This is a genomic window from Cellulosimicrobium sp. JZ28, from assembly GCF_015327065.1.
Lineage (GTDB): Bacteria > Actinomycetota > Actinomycetes > Actinomycetales > Cellulomonadaceae > Cellulosimicrobium > Cellulosimicrobium funkei.
The window spans coordinates 766,055-781,372 of the sequence record NZ_CP017660.1; the positions used below are offsets into that span (position 1 = coordinate 766,055).

Here is a 15,318-nt window from a genome sequence, read left to right on the forward strand (position 1 = left end):
GGTCCGGATGCGGGGACCCGCCCGCGCCCCGGATACCGTGGGGTCGTGCCCGAGCCCACCGCGCCCCGCTCGTTCTGGGCGGTCGCCCGCCAGCCCCGGGTCGTCGGGCTGCTCGTGCTCCTCCTCGTCGCCGCGGCGGTGTGCGCGCGGCTCGGCGTCTGGCAGCTCGACCGCGCCCAGCAGCGCGCCGAGCTCGCGGCGCAGCACGAGGCCGCCGAGCTCGAGGCCGCCGGACCCGAGGGCGTCGGCGTGCTGCTCCCGCCGCAGTCCACGTTCCCCGGCGAGCTCGTCGGCCGGCAGGCCTGGGTCGAGGGCGAGTACGACGCGGAGGGGCAGCTCCTCGTCGAGGGTCGCGCGCTCGACGGCCGCGTCGGCTACCTCGTGCTCACCCCGCTCCACGTGACCGACGACGGCACCCAGGGGGCGTCGTGGGCCGACCTCTCGGGCGCCCCGGTCCTTCCCGTCGTGCGGGGCTGGGTCGAGTCGCCCGAGGAGAGCGCCGCGCTCGACCCGCCGGACGGCGTCGTGCGCCTCACCGGCTACCTCCAGGCCTCCGAGGCCGCCGGGCAGGGCGGCTCCGCCCCCGGCCGCACCGACGCGATCTCCACGGGCGAGCTCGTCAACGCGTGGGGCGGGCCGATGTACTCGGGGTACCTCGTGCTGCTGTCCTCGGACCCGGCGCAGCCGTCGGCGGCCGACGGCGGCCCGGCCCAGCTCCCGCGCCCGACGATCGAGGGCGGCACGGGGCTCAACCTGCAGAACCTGTTCTACGCGCTCCAGTGGTGGGTGTTCGGCGGGTTCGCCGTGCTGCTGTGGGTCCGGCTCGTGCGCGACGAGGCGGCGGGCGGCAAGCGCCGCGCGCGCGGGGAGGACGCCGGGATCGCCGGCCTCCCCGGCCCGGCCGACCCCGGTGCGGCCGGCCCGCGAACGACCCCCTGAGAGCAGGTCGGGAGCGCACGCGCCGCGTCCGGGGCCGGGAGCGGGCGGATACCCGTCTCACCACGTGACACAGCGCTTGCCGGACATATGTACGGACCTCAGTCTTATCCCGCCCGGGCAGAGCGCCCGAGCGGTCCGCCGGTCGACGTCGCCCGGCGGTCGGAGAGACACGGGGGTACTCCATGAAGAAGCGCCTTGCACCGTTCGCGGTGGCAGCGGTCACGATCGGACTGGTCCTCGCGCCGGCGGCGAGCGCGAGCGCGGCGAGCAGGACCACGCCGTACAACTGCGGCACCCGCGACGCGAAGATCACGGCGAGCGCGCCGACGAACGTGTCGCTCCGGGTCAACGGGACGACCAACAGCGCGCGCAACAGCGCGGGCGCGGCGGTGACGATGTACGACTACGACGGCCAGGGCACCGCCTACGCGACGTCGACCGACGCGTCGGTGGCGATCCACGTCTCGTGCTTCTGACGCGCTCGTCCCATCGGGTCGTCTGACTCCGTCAGGTCGCCCTTCGCTGCGTCACCCGGTGCCCGGTCGTCGTCCGCGACGGCCGGGCACCGGCGCGTCCGGGCCCGGCCCCGCGACCGGCGGCGCGTCCCGGCCGCCCGCGGTCAGCCGTCGAGGTCGAGGTCCTTGAACCACGACTCGGTGACGTAGTCCGTCTCCCAGCCGAGCGAGCGGTAGAGCTGGTCGGCCTTCGTGGGGGAGTCGGCGTCGACCTCGAGCGCCACGCGGTCGCGACCGTCCCGGGCGGCGTCCGCGATCACCGTCGCGAGCAGCGACTTCGCCACGCCGCGGCCGCGGGCGGCGCGCGTCACCCCGATGTACTCGACGTAGGTGCCCCGCGCGCCGCTCTCGCCCGCGGCGATCGACGAGCACACGACCGTGCCCGCGGGGACCCGGTGGCCGTCGTCGGTCTCCACGTACGCGAGCCACCAGTGGTCCCAGCTGTGGCCCGGGTCCTCGCGGAGCCGCTGCACGAACTCCGAGAAGCTCTCCCGGTAGGAGTTGAAGTGGTCCTGGAAGGACGTCTCCAGCATCTGGTGCACGACCTGGAGGTCGGCCGCGACGGGCATCCCGTTCTCGTGCCGCTCGACCGGGCGGACCATGACCCCGGCGCGCGGGGCGAGCGCGGCCTCGTCCGGGACGACGGGGCGCGTCATGTGCAACCAGCTGCGCCGCCGCGCGTACCCGGCCCGCGTCAGCCACTGCGCCTGGCGCGCGTCGTCGGCGAACGGGCTCTCGTCGAGGCGCGTCGCCGTCACGCCGCGCAGGCGCGCCATCGCGACCGCGGTGCGCTCCGCCCAGCGGTAGAACGCGTCCGCGATCGCGTCGACCTCGGCCACGTCGCGGTCGAAGTAGCCCCAGACGGTGGCACGTCCGGCGGCGCGGTCGTGCACGGTCACCCAGGCGCGCGGGACGTCGTCGGGCCCGACGGCGACCAGCTGGCGCCGCGTCCAGGACGCCAGCCCCGCGACCTCGGACTCGATCCCGGCGGGGTCGACGTGCGTCGAGCCCGTGCCCTGGAGCTCGTCCAGGCGTCGCAGCCGGACGAGCGCGTCGATGTCGGCGTAGCCGGGGACCCGGGCCCGCCAGGGGCTCGGGAGGGTCGGGAGGTCGTGCGGGGTGGCGCTCGTGGTTCCAGGCATCGGCACCATCTTGGCACCGACCGGCGCTACTCCTGCTGCCAGGAGTGCCAGAGCCGCGCGTAGTCGCCGCCCGCGGCGACGAGCTCGTCGTGCGGGCCGATCTCGCTGATGCGGCCGCCGTCGACCACGGCGACGCGGTCGGCGTCGTGCGCGGTGTGCAGGCGGTGCGCGATCGCGACGACCGTCCGGCCGGCCAGCACGGCGTCGAGCGAGCGCTCGAGGTGGCGGGCCGCCCGGGGGTCGAGGAGCGACGTCGCCTCGTCGAGCACGAGCGTGTGCGGGTCGAGCAGCACGAGGCGCGCGAGCGCGAGCTGCTGCGCCTGCGCCGGGGTGAGCACGTGCCCGCCCGACCCCACGGTCGTCGCGAGGCCCTCGGGCAGCGACTCGGCCCACCCGCGCGCGTCGACGGCGTCGAGCGCGTCGAGCAGCTCGCCCTCGTCCGCGTCCCCCTTCGCGAGGCGCAGGTTGTCCGCGAGCGTGCCGACGAACACGTGGTGCTCCTGCGTGACGAGCGCGACCTCGCGCCGCAGGTCCTCGAGCGGCAGGTCGACGAGCCGCACGCCGCCGGAGCGGACGGAGCCCGCCGTCGGGGGGTGGATGCCCGCGAGCATGCGGCCCAGGGTCGACTTGCCCGCGCCCGACGGCCCGACGACGGCGAGCCGCTCGCCCGGCTCGAGGTCGAGCGAGACGCCGTGCAGCACGGGGTGGCCCTCGCGGTAGGCGTACTCGACGTCGCGCGCGACGAGGCGGTCGCCGTCGGGCACGTCGCCCGTCGGGGTGCGGTCGCCGGGCACCTGCGCGACGCCGACGATGCGGGCGTACGACGCCGCGGCCACCTGGATCTCGTCGAGCCAGAAGATGAGGTTCCACACCGGCCCGGCGAGCTGGAACGCGTAGGTCGTCACCGTGGCCACGGCGCCGAGCGTCGTCTGGCCCTGCGAGAGCAGCCACGCGCCCCACACGAGCGCCGCGACGGGCGCGATCGCGATGGCCAGGTCGATGCCCGGGAACAGCACGGTGCGCAGCCCGAGGGTGTACCGCTCCGCCTCGAACGCCTCGGTGAGGTCGGCGCGCACGCGCGCCTGGCGGCGCTCGGTGAGCGAGAGCGCGTCGACCGTGCGCGCGCCCTCGACGCTCTCGGTGATGGTGCCGTTGAGCGTCGCGTAGGCGGCGGCCTCGCGCTGGTAGCCGGCCGACGCGCGCTTGAGGTACCACCGCGACACGACGACGAGCAGCGGCACGCCCACGAACAGCGCGAGCGCCACGAGGGGTGCGACGACGACGGCCGCGACCGCCGTGAGCACGAGCGTGACGACCGCGACGAGGAGCTGCGGCACGCCGAACCGCACGGCGTGCTGGATGCGGTCGACGTCGTTCGTCGTGCGCGCCACGAGGTCGCCCGTGCCCGCGCGCTCGACCGTGGACAGCGGCAGCGACGTCACCGTCTCGACGAGGTCCTCGCGGAGCTCGGCGAACACGGTCTCGCCGAAGACCATGGACAGGCGCTGCGCGTACCGGCGCAGGACGGCCTGCGCGAGGACCGCGCCCGCGCCCACGGCGACGACGGTCGTCACGTACGACGACGTGGTGCCCTCGGTGACGGCGTCGACGAGCCGGCCGAGGAGCCACGGCCCCACGAGACCCGCGACCGCGGCCAGGGTGTGGAGGACGGCGATGAGCACGAACGTGCCGCGGTGCCGGGCGAACAGGCGTCCGGCGGCGGCGCGGACGGCGGGGCCGTCGGCGACGGGGAGCCTCATGCCTGGCCTCCTTCGGGTGCGGTGCGGGCGAGGGCGGGGGTGTCGTCGAGCGAGCGCCCGACGACGCGCAGGTACCGGGCCGCGTCGTCGTCCGGTGCTGTCGCGGGGGAGTGGGCGCGGTCGACGAGGTCGCGGTGCGTGCCGCGCGCCGTGACCCGGCCGTCCTCGAGGAGCAGCACCTCGTCGACGTGCTCGAGCACGAGCGGCGACGCCGTGACGACGAGGGTCGTGCGCCCGCGACGGGCCTGCGCGAGGCTCGCGGCGATCCGCGCCTCGGTGTGCGCGTCGACGGCGCTCGTCGGCTCGACGAGGACGAGGATCTCGGGGTCCGTGAGGAGCGCCCGGGCGAGCGCGACGCGCTGGCGCTGGCCGCCCGAGAGCGACCGCCCCTTCTCGGGCAGCTCGCCCGCGAGGCCGTCGGGCACGGAGTCGAGCACGTCGTGCGCGTCGGCCGTGCTCACCGCGGCGAGCACCTCGGCCTCCGTGGCGGTGCCGCGCGCGTCGAGCTCGTCGCGCAGCGCGCCCGAGAAGAGCTGCGGCGTCGCCTCGGCGACGACGACGCGGCGCCGGAGCGCGTGCTTGTCGAGCGCGGCGAGCGGTGTGCCGCCGAGCCGCACGGGCGTGGCCGCCTCTGCGGCGTCGTCGAACCGGCCCAGCCGGGTCGCGACGGCCGCCGACGCGTCCGGGTCCGCCGAGACGAGCGCGACGACGCGTCCCGGCTCGAGCACCAGGCCGCTCGTCTCGTCGACGAGGGGGCTGCCCTCGGGCGGCATGGGCGCGGTGGCCGGGCTCGCGCCCGCGGCCGGCTCGACGGCGAGGACGCGCACGATCTTGCGCGCGGCGACGTGGGCGCGCGTCGCGATGTTGAGCATCTGCGTCGCGACCTGCAGCGGCCAGCCGAGGAACGCCGCGTACCCGTAGAACGCGACGAGCTGCCCGGGTGTGATCTCGCCGCGCAGGGCCGCCGTCGCGCCGAGGTAGACGACGAGCACGACGAGGAGGCCGGGCAGGAGCACCTGGAGCGCGTCGAGCGTGGCCTGGGTGTGCGCGACCTTGACGCCGGCCTCGCGGACCTTCTGCGACTGCCGCGCGTAGCGGCCCACGAACACGCCCTCGCCGCCGATCCCGCGCAGGATGCGCAGGCCCGACACCGTGTCCGCGCCGAGCGTCGTCAGGCGGCCCTGCGCCTCGCGCTGCGCGGCCTGGCGCTGCTGGAGCGGCTTGACGAGCAGCGCGAGCACCGCGGCGACGACCGGCAGGCCCAGCACGACGACGAGACCGAGCTGCAGCGACGTCGAGAGCATGATGACCGCCACGACGACGTACGCGCCGAGCGCGCCGAGGAACTGGCCCATCATCGAGAAGAGCTGGCCGACGCGCATCGCGTCGCTCGCGACGGTGGACACGACCTCGCCCGTCGGGAGCTCCTCGGTGATCGCGTCGCCCGAGCGGGCCGTCACGTCGCCCACGAGCTGCGACGTCGTGAGCGCCGAGCGCAGCCAGTTCGCGATGTCGAACCGGTGCTGCGTCACGCCCGTGACGACGATGCCCAGGCCCAGCGCGAGCAGGAGGCCCGCCCAGCGCCACAGCTCCGCGCCGAACCCGGCGGTGAGCCCCTCGTCGAGCGCGCGACCGAGCATGTACGGCTGGAACGCCTGGCACGCGAAGTTCACGAGGCCGAGCAGCACGGACACGGTGAGCACCGTCCACTGGCGCCGGGCGATCCAGAGGAGGTAGCGGGACGGGCCGCGCAGGTCGGGGGTCCCCGGGTCGGGGAGAGGGAGGGGTCGCACGGTGTTCTACCCTAGGTTCGGCGTCCGACACGCGGCGACGGTTTAACGCGGCGACCGCGTCACGCCACCGCACGCGGCGGAGACCGCCGCGGCCGTCTCGCCCGGAACGAGGACCTCTCCCATGACCACGCAGGACCCGGCCACCCCCACCGACGCGCCCGTCGTCGCCCCCGCCGACGCGGCGGCCCCCAGCGCGGAGGCCGCGCGCACCGCGATCCGCAAGGCGCGCGGCGCGCTCGCGCGCTACCGGGTCCTCGCGATCATCACCGGTGTGATGCTGCTGATCCTGTGCGTCGAGATGCTCGTCAAGTACGGGGTCGGTGCGTTCGTCGACGTCGACGGGATCATGCGCTACGTGTCCTGGATCCCGTTCGCCCACGGGTGGATCTACGTCGTGTACCTCGTCACCGTGCTCGACCTGTGGACCAAGATGCGCTGGGGCTGGGGCCGCCTCGCGACGATGGTGTTCGCGGGCGTCGTGCCGGTCATGTCGTTCATCCTCGAGAAGAAGGTGCACGCCGAGGCCGACGCGAAGCTCGTCGCGCTGGAGGAGCAGTACGCGGCATGACGTCGCCGCTCGCGCCCCTCGTCGCGCCCGGTCCCGAGCTCTCGACGCCGGAGCTCGAGCGCTACGCGCGCCACCTCGCGCTGCCGGGCGTCGGCACCGAGGGCCAGCGGCGGCTCGCGGCCGCGCGCGTGCTCGTCGTCGGCGCGGGCGGCCTCGGCAGCCCCGCGCTGCTCTACCTCGCGGCCGCGGGCGTCGGCACGATCGGCATCGTCGACGACGACGCCGTCGACACGTCCAACCTCCAGCGCCAGGTCATCCACGGCGGGTCGGACGTCGGGCGCCGCAAGGTCGACTCCGCGCGCGAGAGCATCGCGGACGTCAACCCGCACGTCCACGTCGTCGAGCACGCGCTGCGGCTCGACGCGGACAACGCGCTCGACGTGCTGCGCGGCTACGACGTCGTGCTCGACGGCGCCGACAACTTCCCGACCCGCTACCTCGTCTCCGACGCGGCCGAGGTCCTCGGCCTGCCCGTCGTCTGGGGCTCGATCTACCGCTTCCAGGGACAGGTCAGCGTCTTCTGGGCCGCGCCCCGGTTCGCCGTGCCCGACGACGCCCCGCTCCCGGACGCCGCGGGTCCCGATCCCGCGGCGGGGTCGGGGGAGCAGGGCCCGCGCGGGGTCACCTACCGCGACGTGTTCCCCGTCCCGCCGCCCCCGGGCGCGGCACCCGACTGCGCGACCGGCGGCGTGTTCGGCGCGATGTGCGGCACCGTCGGCTCCGTCATGGCGACCGAGGCGATCAAGCTCGTCACCGGCGCCGGCACGACGCTGCTGGGCCGCCTCGCCGTCTACGACGCCCTCGACCTCTCGTGGCGCCAGCTCACCGTGCGCGCCGACCCGACGCGCGAGCCCGTCACCGCGCTCCTGCCGGGCGACGGCGCCTACGCCGCGTTCTGCGGGCTCCGGCCCGCGGCGCAGGCCGTGGCGACGCCCGGTGCCGGGGCGGGGCCGACCGGGGCAGCCGGGCCCGCGCCGCGCGACGTGTCCGCCCCCGACGCGGCCGCCCTGCTGCGGGCCGACGGCCTCGCGCCGTTCCTCCTCGACGTCCGCGAGGACTGGGAGGCGCAGGTGCGCCCGCTCCCCGGGTCGACGCTCGTCCCGAGCGGCGCGTTCCTCGGCGGCGCGCAGGACCCCGGTGCCGCCGCGGCGCTCGCGGACCTGCCCGCCGACCGCCCGGTGCTCGTGGTGTGCGCGGTCGGCGGCCGGTCGGCCCGCGTCGCCGACGCCGCCCGCGCCGCGGGCCTCGACGCGCGCTCCGTCGTCGGCGGCGTCCCCGCCCTCCTCGACGCCCTGAAGACCCCCACCCCCTAGCCCCCCTCCCTGCACGTCGACCAGGTGGTCGTGGCGCGTCCTGGTCGGCGGACGAGCCGGGATGGCCTGCTCGGCCCGCCGGGACCGCCTGGTCGACGGGGTCAGAGGGCCAGGTCGAGGCGGCCCTGCGGGGACGAGCTCGCCAGGGCGCCCTCGCGGCGGGGGATGCGCCCGGCGCCCGCGGCGAGCCGGCCCGACTCGACGGCGAGGCGCATCGCGCGGGCCATGCGGACCGGGTCGGCGGCGCGCGTGACGGCCGTCGCGAGGAGCACGCCGTCGCACCCGAGCTCCATGGCGAGCGCGGCGTCGGACGCCGTGCCGATCCCCGCGTCGAGGATCACGGGCACCCGGGCCGCGGCAGCGATCGCCTCGATGTTGCGCGGGTTGAGGATGCCGAGCCCCGTGCCGATGGGCGCCCCGAGGGGCATGACGGCGGCGCAGCCGACGTCCTCCAGCCGGCGCGCGAGGATCGGGTCGTCGTTCGTGTAGGGCAGCACGACGAACCCGTCGCGCACGAGCTGCTCGGCCGCCTCGACGAGGCCGACCGGGTCGGGCAGGAGGGTCACGTCGTCGGCGATCACCTCGAGCTTGACCCACTCGGTACCGCACGCCTCGCGCGCGAGGTGCGCGGTGAGCACGGCCTCCCGCACCGAGAAGCACCCGGCGGTGTTGGGCAGCGCGCGGATACCGAGGCGGGCGAGCAGCGCCCAGATCCCCGCGTCGGGGCTCGCGTCCCCGCCGGCGCGGACGGCGACGCGTCGCATCGCGACGGTCGTGAGGGCGGTGCCCGACGCGACGAGCGCGTCCTCGAGCGTGAGCAGGTTCGCGGCCCCACCGGTGCCCATGACGAGGCGCGACCCGATCGGGGTGCCGGCGACGACGAGCGGGTCGTCGGCGCCGGTCGGCCCGCTCGCGGTGGCGGGGGAGACGTCGGTCGTGGTCATGGGTCCTCCTCAGCCGCCCTGGACGGCGGTGACGATCTCGATGCGGTCCCCGGGCGCGACGACGGTCGTCGCCCAGGCGCCGCGCGGCACGACGGCGTCCCCGACGGCCACCGCGACGCCCTGCGGCGTGCCGTCGGCGACGTAGGCGGGGACGAGCGCGGCGACGAGCCGCTCCAGGTCGACGTCGCCGTCGAGCGGGTACGGCTCGCCGTTGACGAGCGCGGTGGGTGCGGGTGCGGTCACGGGTCTCACCTCGGTGTCGTGGCGGTGCGGGCGAAGCGGTCGGTCCGGGCGGTGGCGAGGGCGGTCGCGACGTCGTCGCCGTGCTCGCTCCCGCCGAGCGCGAGGAGCCTGCCGAGCCCGGCGACGACGGCGTCGGCCGTGAGCGGGGCGAGCAGGATGCCGTTGCGGCCGTGGCCCGTCGCGAGGTGCAGCCCCGGGACGTCCGTCGGCCCGACGAGCGGGAGGTTGTCCGGGGTCGCGGGGCGGCCCCGCGGCGTCACCTCGACCAGCGCGGCCTCGTCGATCCCCGGCAGGAGGGCGCGGGCGTCCCGCAGGAGCGCGAAGACGCCGCCGGCGGTGGCGCGGCGGTCGTCCGGGTTCTCCTCGGTGGTGGCCCCGACGACGACCTCCCGGTGCCCGGCGCGCGGGCCGGCAGGCTCGGGGTCGCGCGGCACGACGTACACCGGCCGACCCTGCACGAGCCCGCGCACGACGTGCTCGAGCGCGAGGTCCGGGCCGGCGTCGAGCCGCAGCGTCTGACCCTTCACCGGGCGCGTGGGCACGACGACGCCCGGCACGTCCGCGAGGAGGGCGCCCGACTGCCAGCCCGCCGCGACGACGACCGCACCCGCGCGGTGGAGCCGGCCGGCGTCGTCGTGCACGCCGACCACGCGCCCGGCATCGAGCGCGAGCCGGGTCGCGGACGCGCGGACGACGCGCGCCCCGGTGGCCGAGCCCGCACCCGCGGCGTCGCGCCCGCCGACCGCCGAGAGCAGCGCGGCGTGCGTCGCGCGCGGGTCGACCGCGTGGTCCGCGGGGGCCCACGCCGCCCCGGCGACGCGCGGGCCCAGGTACGGCTCGCGGCGGCGCGCGTCGGCGACGGTGAGCTCGTGCGACGCGAGACCGTGCGCGGCGTGCAGCGCGAGGACGCGGCGGAGCAGCGCGAGGTCGTCCGCGTCGTAGGCGAGGGTGAGCGTCCCGGCGATCCGCAGCCCGACGTCCGCCCCCGTCGCCGCGCGCAGGTCCGCGGCGAACGCCGGCCACGCCGCGGCGGCCGCGAGGTGGAGCCGCAGGGCGGCCTCCTCCCCGAAGTCGGCCTCGGTCACCGGCGCGAGCATCCCCGCGGCGGCATGCGTCGCGCCCGCGCCCGGCGCCGGGTCGAGCACCGTGACGGTCAGGCCCGCGCGCGCCGCGCGCCACGCGACGGCGAGACCCACGATCCCGCCCCCCACGACGACGACGTCACGCGCGCCGTCGGGCACGACGGAGCCACCCGCGGACGGGTGGACGGACAGGCTCATGTGCGCTCCCTTCGCTGGCATGACCCAGATCAGGTTCGACGGTCGGCGGCGACGCCCTCTCAGCCCCGTGCGGGGCTCCCGTGCTGTCGGCCACAGTACCTCCTGCCGTGGGCCCGCCGAGGCTAGGCTCCCGCGGGTGAGCTCCGAGACCTCCACCACCCCGGCCACTCCCGCCCCGTCGGCAGGGGACGCCGCACGCGCCCGGCTCGCCGACGCGCGGCTCTACCTCTGCACGGACGCGCGCGAGGAGCGCGGCGACCTCGAGGACTTCCTGCGGGCGGCGCTCGCGGGCGGGGTGGACGTCGTGCAGCTCCGCGACAAGACGCTCGACGTCGCGCGCGAGCTCGAGCTCCAGGAGCTCGTCGCGCGCGTCGCGACGGAGCACGGCGCGCTGTGGGCCGTGAACGACCGGGCGGACGTGGCGTCGGTCACGGGCGCGCCGGTCGTGCACATGGGCCAGGGCGACCTGCCGGTCCTGGCCGTGCGGGCGCTGCTCGGCGCGGGGCCCGTGCTCGGCCGGTCCACGCACTCGGCCGCGCAGGCGGCCGCGGCAGAGGCCGACCCGGCGGTGGACTACTTCTGCGTGGGCCCGCTGTGGGCGACCCCGACGAAGCCGGGGCGGGCCGCCGTCGGCCTGGACCTGCTGCGCGACGTCGCGGCGACCCGGCCCGCGACGCCCTGGTTCGCGATCGGCGGGATCGACGCGGACCGGCTCGACGCCGTCCTCGACGCGGGCGCGACCCGGATCGTGGTGGTGCGCGCGATCACGGCGGCGAGCGACCCGGAAGCGGCGGCCCGCGCCCTGCGCGAGCGCGTCGCGGCGCGCGTCGCGGCGCGCGCCGAGGCGCGCACCGACGCCTGAGACGCGGGACGAGCCCCGCCGCACGGCGACTATCCTGGACGGGTGACGTCACCCGCCACCGCTCCCGACACCCCCACCACCGCCGAGGTGGCCTCGACCCCGCGGCCCGTGCTCGTCGTCGACTTCGGCGCCCAGTACGCGCAGCTCATCGCGCGCCGCGTGCGCGAGGCCAAGGTCTACTCCGAGATCGTGCCGCACACCTTCACGGTCGAGCAGATGCTCGCCAAGGACCCGGCCGCGATCATCCTCTCGGGCGGCCCCTCGTCCGTGTACGCGACGGGTGCCCCGTTCGTCGACCCGGCGCTGTTCGAGGCCGGCGTGCCCGTCATGGGCATCTGCTACGGCTTCCAGGCCATGGCGAAGGCGCTCGGCGGCGAGGTCGCCCAGACGGGTCTGCGCGAGTACGGCGGCACCGAGGTCGAGGTGTGCGCCGCGGGCGTGCTGCTCGACGGCACGCCGCAGAACCAGACCACGTGGATGAGCCACGGCGACGCCGTGCACCGCGCGCCCGAGGGCTTCGAGGTCCTCGCGACGTCGTCGGGCTCGCCGGTCGCCGCGTTCGAGGACCGCGAGCGTCGCCTCTACGGCGTGCAGTGGCACCCGGAGGTCAAGCACTCCGCCCACGGCCAGACGGTGCTGGAGCACTTCCTGTACGACGGCGCGGGCCTCGCCCCGGACTGGACGCCCGGCAACGTCATCGCGGACCAGGTCGCGGCGATCCGCGCCCAGGTCGGCGACGCGCGCGTCATCTGCGCCCTCTCGGGCGGCGTGGACTCCGCCGTCGCCGCGACGCTCGTGCAGCGCGCGGTGGGCGACCAGCTCACGTGCGTGCACGTCGACCACGGGCTGATGCGCGCGGGCGAGGTCGAGCAGATCGAGCGCGACTTCGTCGCGGCGACGGGCGTCAACCTCGTGATCCGCGACGAGAAGGAGCGGTTCCTCACCGCGCTCGCCGGGCACAGCGACCCGGAGACCAAGCGCAAGATCATCGGCCGCGAGTTCATCCGCGTGTTCGAGGACGCGGCGCGCCAGATCGTCGAGGACGCGGGCGAGCACGGCGCCGAGGTGAAGTTCCTCGTGCAGGGCACGCTCTACCCGGACGTCGTCGAGTCCGGTGGCGGCGAGGGCGCGGCGAACATCAAGAGCCACCACAACGTCGGCGGCCTGCCCGACGACCTGCAGTTCTCGCTCGTCGAGCCGCTGCGCACCCTGTTCAAGGACGAGGTCCGCGCGGTTGGCCGCGAGCTCGGCGTGCCCGAGGAGATCGTCGCGCGCCAGCCGTTCCCCGGCCCCGGGCTCGGCATCCGCATCGTCGGCGAGGTCACGGCGGACCGCCTCGAGACGCTGCGCGCCGCCGACGCGATCGCGCGCGAGGAGCTCACGAAGGCCGGCCTCGACCAGGAGATCTGGCAGTGCCCGGTCGTGCTGCTCGCCGACGTCCGCTCGGTCGGCGTCCAGGGCGACGGCCGCACCTACGGCCACCCGATCGTGCTGCGCCCCGTCTCGTCCGAGGACGCGATGACGGCCGACTGGACGCGCCTGCCCTACGACGTGCTGTCCGTCATCTCGACGCGCATCACCAACGAGGTCTCCGAGGTCAACCGCGTCGTGCTCGACGTGACGAGCAAGCCCCCGGGCACCATCGAGTGGGAGTGACCCCCTAGCGGGACGGGCGGGCCCGACGATCCACGGCGATCGTCGCGGCCCGTTCGTATGCCCGCTCCACGTCGGCGAGCACGCGCGGCCAGCCCGCCGACGACGGCACGTCCCGGTTGTGGGCGACGATCCGGTCGAGCAGGCCGTCCTCGGTCGCGAGGCGCACGAGCGCGTCGGCGAGGCCGGCGTCGTCGTCCGCCACGAGCGCGTCGACGCCGTCGATGAGGCGCTCCGCGACGCCCGACTGCGAGCGCGTGAGCACCGCCAGCCCGGCGGCCTGGCCCTCGAGCGCGGCGATGCCGAACGCCTCCTCGACGGCGGGCGCGGCGAACACGTCGGCGCGCGCGTAGAGCCGCTGGAGGCCCGTCGCGTCGAGGCGGCCGGGGAGCGACACGACCGACCCCAGCCCGTGCTCGGTGACGAAGCGCCGCGCGTCGGCCAGCTCGGGGCCGTCCCCGGCGAGCGTCACGTGCAGCGCCCCCTCGGGGAGGCGCGCGACGGCGTCGCGCACGACCTCGAGGAACGGCAGCACGCGCTTGCGGGGCGCGAACCGCGTCGCGGCCACGACGTGGACGGCCGAGCCCTCCATGCGGTCGGCGCGCTCGGTGCGCGGGACGCGCCACGCGTCGAGGTCGAGGCCGTTGTGCAGCACCACGACCTCACCGTGGTCGCCGACGATGCGGCGCAGGGGAGCGGCGGTCAGCTCGCTCACGGCCGACCACAGCACGGGCCAGCGGGACCAGCGGACCACGCGGTCGAGCCCGGCGAACGCGCGCTCCGCGCCGCCCCAGACGCTGTGCACGGTGAGCACCGCGGGCAGCCCCGCGCGCACGACCGTCCGCAGCGACGCCTGGGTGGAGGGCGTCAGCACGCCCATGTGCAGGTGCACGACGTCGGGCCGGTCGGCGCGCAGGACCTGCGCCACGTGGTGCGGCGCGCGCGGGTGCACGGGGTAGCCGCCCGGGACGCGCGCGGCGAGCCGGTGCACCGTGACGTCACCGTCCCGCTCGGTCGACACGCCGTGCGCGCCGGGGCGCGCGGGCGTCGTGCAGACGACCGCGACGTCGTGACCGGCGGCCGCCTGCTGCTGCGCGAGCCGCGCGACCTGGGTCTCGATGCCGCCGAGCAGCGGCAGGTAGCAGTCGGTCAGGTGGGTGATGCGCACGGACCGCATCCTCCCATCCCGGCCCCGGCGGACCGCGCGGTCGCCGCCGCGCCCGCCCTGAGGTGCGCGTTCGCCGCGCGGTGGGCGTCTCCCGTCGCTACCGTGGGCCCCGTATGGGTGGTTCGACCGTCCCGTGACCGGCCCGCACCCGCGGGCCGTCTCGCGCGGGCGGCTGCAGGTGGGTCCTGACGAAGGGGAGAACGCGCCATGTCGAGCACCGTCACCGTCACACCGACGAAGGGGGCACGGGGCATCGGCCTCGTGTCGATCATCGCGGGCATCATCCTTCTCCTCGCGGGAATCGGCACATGGATCGTCGTGTCGAACCAGCTGTCCGCCGAGGAGATCACCGTCTCCGACGACGCGTCGTTCCTCGCGGGGCGCCACGTCAACGGGCCGCTCACCGCGTACGCGCAGGCCGAGGTCATCAACAAGCACGCGCTCGAGGCGAGCGACGGCAAGACCTACGCCGAGCTCGACCAGGACGACCCCACGCGCCAGACCGTCATGACGGCCTCGTTCCTGCGCGCGTCGCTGTTCACCTCCGTCGTCGCGTTCGGGGTGTGCGCGCTCGTCATCGGGCTGGGCATCCTGTTCATCCTCGTCGGCATCGCGCTGCGCCGGCTCGCGGGCGGGCCGAGCGTCGCCGTCGAGACCCCGGGCGGCTACTCGTCGTCGGGCGACCTGTCGGACGCCGGTCGGCACGCCGCACCCGCGCACGCCGCGCCGGGGCACGTCGAGCCGTCGCCGACGGCGCCTCCGGTGCGTCCCGAGCCGACGTCCCCGGGTCGCCCCTCCGCGCTCTCGACCCCCGGCGCCGAGGCCCGCGCGGCCGCTCCCGGCACGACGGCGACGCCCGTCGAGCCGACCGGTGCCGCCGGGACGGGCACGCCGAGCGCTCCGGGCTCCTCGCCCGCCGCCTCGCCCGACACCCCGACGACGACCGGGCCGACCACGCCCGAGCACCGGGCCGACGGCCCGACGCGGCGGGGCGACGAGCCGACCCCCTGACCGTCCCGGCAGCCCGTCCGGACGCCGAGGACCCGCTCCCACCGGGTCGCACCGGGGAGAGCGTGCGGGGCGGCGTCGCTCGGGCACACCGAGGGCCGTGGCACGACGTGCCACGGCCCTCGGCGTA

At 76.4% G+C, this 15,318-nt stretch carries 14 protein-coding genes and 1 riboswitch; of the genes, 7 read left to right on the plus strand and 7 right to left on the minus strand.

Going from position 1 to position 15,318, the window contains the following annotated elements; translation table 11 throughout:
• The first annotated feature begins 45 nt into the window (after positions 1–45).
• The gene (locus BJP59_RS03450; protein WP_194522190.1) at positions 46–939 is read left to right on the plus strand and encodes an SURF1 family protein; all 894 of its coding nucleotides are present in this window, start codon (positions 46–48) and stop codon (positions 937–939) included.
• A gap of 182 nt (positions 940–1,121) precedes the next feature.
• A complete protein-coding gene (locus BJP59_RS03455) occupies positions 1,122–1,415 on the plus strand; it encodes a hypothetical protein (protein WP_034654148.1) in 294 nt (97 codons plus the stop codon).
• A gap of 143 nt (positions 1,416–1,558) precedes the next feature.
• Here BJP59_RS03455 and BJP59_RS03460 read toward each other — a convergent pair whose 3' ends face one another.
• From BJP59_RS03460 to BJP59_RS03470, 3 genes are read right to left on the minus strand one after another with little or no spacing between them, the layout of a single operon-like run.
• The gene (locus BJP59_RS03460; protein WP_228485253.1) at positions 1,559–2,596 is read right to left on the minus strand and encodes a GNAT family N-acetyltransferase; all 1,038 of its coding nucleotides are present in this window, start codon (positions 2,594–2,596) and stop codon (positions 1,559–1,561) included.
• Positions 2,597–2,622: 26 nt separating this feature from the next.
• A complete protein-coding gene (locus BJP59_RS03465; RefSeq protein WP_194522192.1) occupies positions 2,623–4,356 on the minus strand; it encodes an ABC transporter ATP-binding protein in 1,734 nt (577 codons plus the stop codon).
• Positions 4,353–6,149 carry an ABC transporter ATP-binding protein gene (locus tag BJP59_RS03470; protein WP_194522193.1) on the minus strand — a complete coding sequence of 599 codons (1,797 nt, stop codon included), beginning with the start codon at positions 6,147–6,149 and terminating at the stop codon, positions 4,353–4,355. Before BJP59_RS03470 ends, BJP59_RS03465 begins: the two co-directional genes overlap by 4 nt.
• 121 nt (positions 6,150–6,270) lie before the next feature.
• Between BJP59_RS03470 and BJP59_RS03475 the strand changes: the two genes are divergently transcribed.
• Both BJP59_RS03475 and BJP59_RS03480 read left to right on the plus strand, forming a co-directional pair.
• Positions 6,271–6,717, plus strand: coding sequence for a DUF3817 domain-containing protein (locus tag BJP59_RS03475; protein WP_081600117.1), 447 nt, complete (start codon positions 6,271–6,273; stop codon positions 6,715–6,717).
• Entirely contained in the window at positions 6,714–8,030 is a 1,317-nt protein-coding gene (locus tag BJP59_RS03480) for a ThiF family adenylyltransferase (protein ID WP_194522194.1), read from the plus strand. The genes BJP59_RS03475 and BJP59_RS03480 overlap by 4 nt, the downstream gene beginning before the upstream one ends.
• A 101-nt stretch (positions 8,031–8,131) precedes the next feature.
• Here the strand turns inward: BJP59_RS03480 and BJP59_RS03485 are convergent, their stop codons facing one another.
• The 3 genes from BJP59_RS03485 to thiO form a co-directional block, all read right to left on the minus strand.
• Entirely contained in the window at positions 8,132–8,974 is an 843-nt protein-coding gene (locus tag BJP59_RS03485) for a thiazole synthase (protein WP_194522195.1), read from the minus strand.
• Positions 8,975–8,983: 9 nt separating this feature from the next.
• On the minus strand, positions 8,984–9,217 hold the full coding sequence (gene thiS / locus BJP59_RS03490; RefSeq protein WP_076405108.1) for a sulfur carrier protein ThiS: 234 nt from the start codon (positions 9,215–9,217) through the stop codon (positions 8,984–8,986).
• Positions 9,218–9,222: 5 nt separating this feature from the next.
• On the minus strand, positions 9,223–10,497 hold the full coding sequence (gene thiO / locus BJP59_RS03495; RefSeq protein ID WP_194522196.1) for a glycine oxidase ThiO: 1,275 nt from the start codon (positions 10,495–10,497) through the stop codon (positions 9,223–9,225).
• A riboswitch (TPP riboswitch) is annotated at positions 10,487–10,589 on the minus strand. It overlaps the preceding gene by 11 nt.
• A 44-nt stretch (positions 10,590–10,633) precedes the next feature.
• Here thiO and thiE point away from each other — a divergent pair.
• Positions 10,634–11,359 (plus strand): thiamine phosphate synthase, encoded by a 726-nt coding sequence (gene thiE, locus BJP59_RS03500; RefSeq protein WP_194522197.1) that lies wholly within the window; start codon positions 10,634–10,636, stop codon positions 11,357–11,359.
• Between the two features lie 42 nt (positions 11,360–11,401).
• Positions 11,402–13,015: a glutamine-hydrolyzing GMP synthase gene (gene guaA, locus BJP59_RS03505; RefSeq protein ID WP_269467724.1), complete on the plus strand. Its 1,614-nt coding sequence runs from the start codon at positions 11,402–11,404 to the stop codon at positions 13,013–13,015.
• A gap of 4 nt (positions 13,016–13,019) precedes the next feature.
• On the opposite strand, the gene BJP59_RS03510 is transcribed toward guaA, so the two are convergent.
• Entirely contained in the window at positions 13,020–14,180 is a 1,161-nt protein-coding gene (locus tag BJP59_RS03510; RefSeq protein ID WP_194522198.1) for a glycosyltransferase family 4 protein, read from the minus strand.
• 207 nt (positions 14,181–14,387) lie between these two features.
• Between BJP59_RS03510 and BJP59_RS20275 the strand changes: the two genes are divergently transcribed.
• Complete coding sequence (locus BJP59_RS20275; protein WP_336244599.1) at positions 14,388–15,191, plus strand: hypothetical protein; 804 nt, start codon at positions 14,388–14,390, stop codon at positions 15,189–15,191.
• The last annotated feature ends 127 nt before the right edge of the window (positions 15,192–15,318 follow it).

Bases quoted from the DNA above. Each gene is read 5' to 3' on its own strand.
- BJP59_RS03480 (WP_194522194.1), top strand. From the start codon at position 6,714: ATGACGTCGCCGCTCGCGCCCCTCGTCGCGCCCGGTCCCGAGCTCTCG.
- thiO (WP_194522196.1), bottom strand. From the start codon at position 10,497: ATGAGCCTGTCCGTCCACCCGTCCGCGGGTGGCTCCGTCGTGCCCGAC.
- BJP59_RS03460 (WP_228485253.1), bottom strand. From the start codon at position 2,596: ATGCCTGGAACCACGAGCGCCACCCCGCACGACCTCCCGACCCTCCCG.
- BJP59_RS03475 (WP_081600117.1), top strand. From the start codon at position 6,271: ATGACCACGCAGGACCCGGCCACCCCCACCGACGCGCCCGTCGTCGCC.
- BJP59_RS20275 (WP_336244599.1), top strand. From the start codon at position 14,388: ATGTCGAGCACCGTCACCGTCACACCGACGAAGGGGGCACGGGGCATC.
- BJP59_RS03455 (WP_034654148.1), top strand. From the start codon at position 1,122: ATGAAGAAGCGCCTTGCACCGTTCGCGGTGGCAGCGGTCACGATCGGA.
- BJP59_RS03465 (WP_194522192.1), bottom strand. From the start codon at position 4,356: ATGAGGCTCCCCGTCGCCGACGGCCCCGCCGTCCGCGCCGCCGCCGGA.
- BJP59_RS03485 (WP_194522195.1), bottom strand. From the start codon at position 8,974: ATGACCACGACCGACGTCTCCCCCGCCACCGCGAGCGGGCCGACCGGC.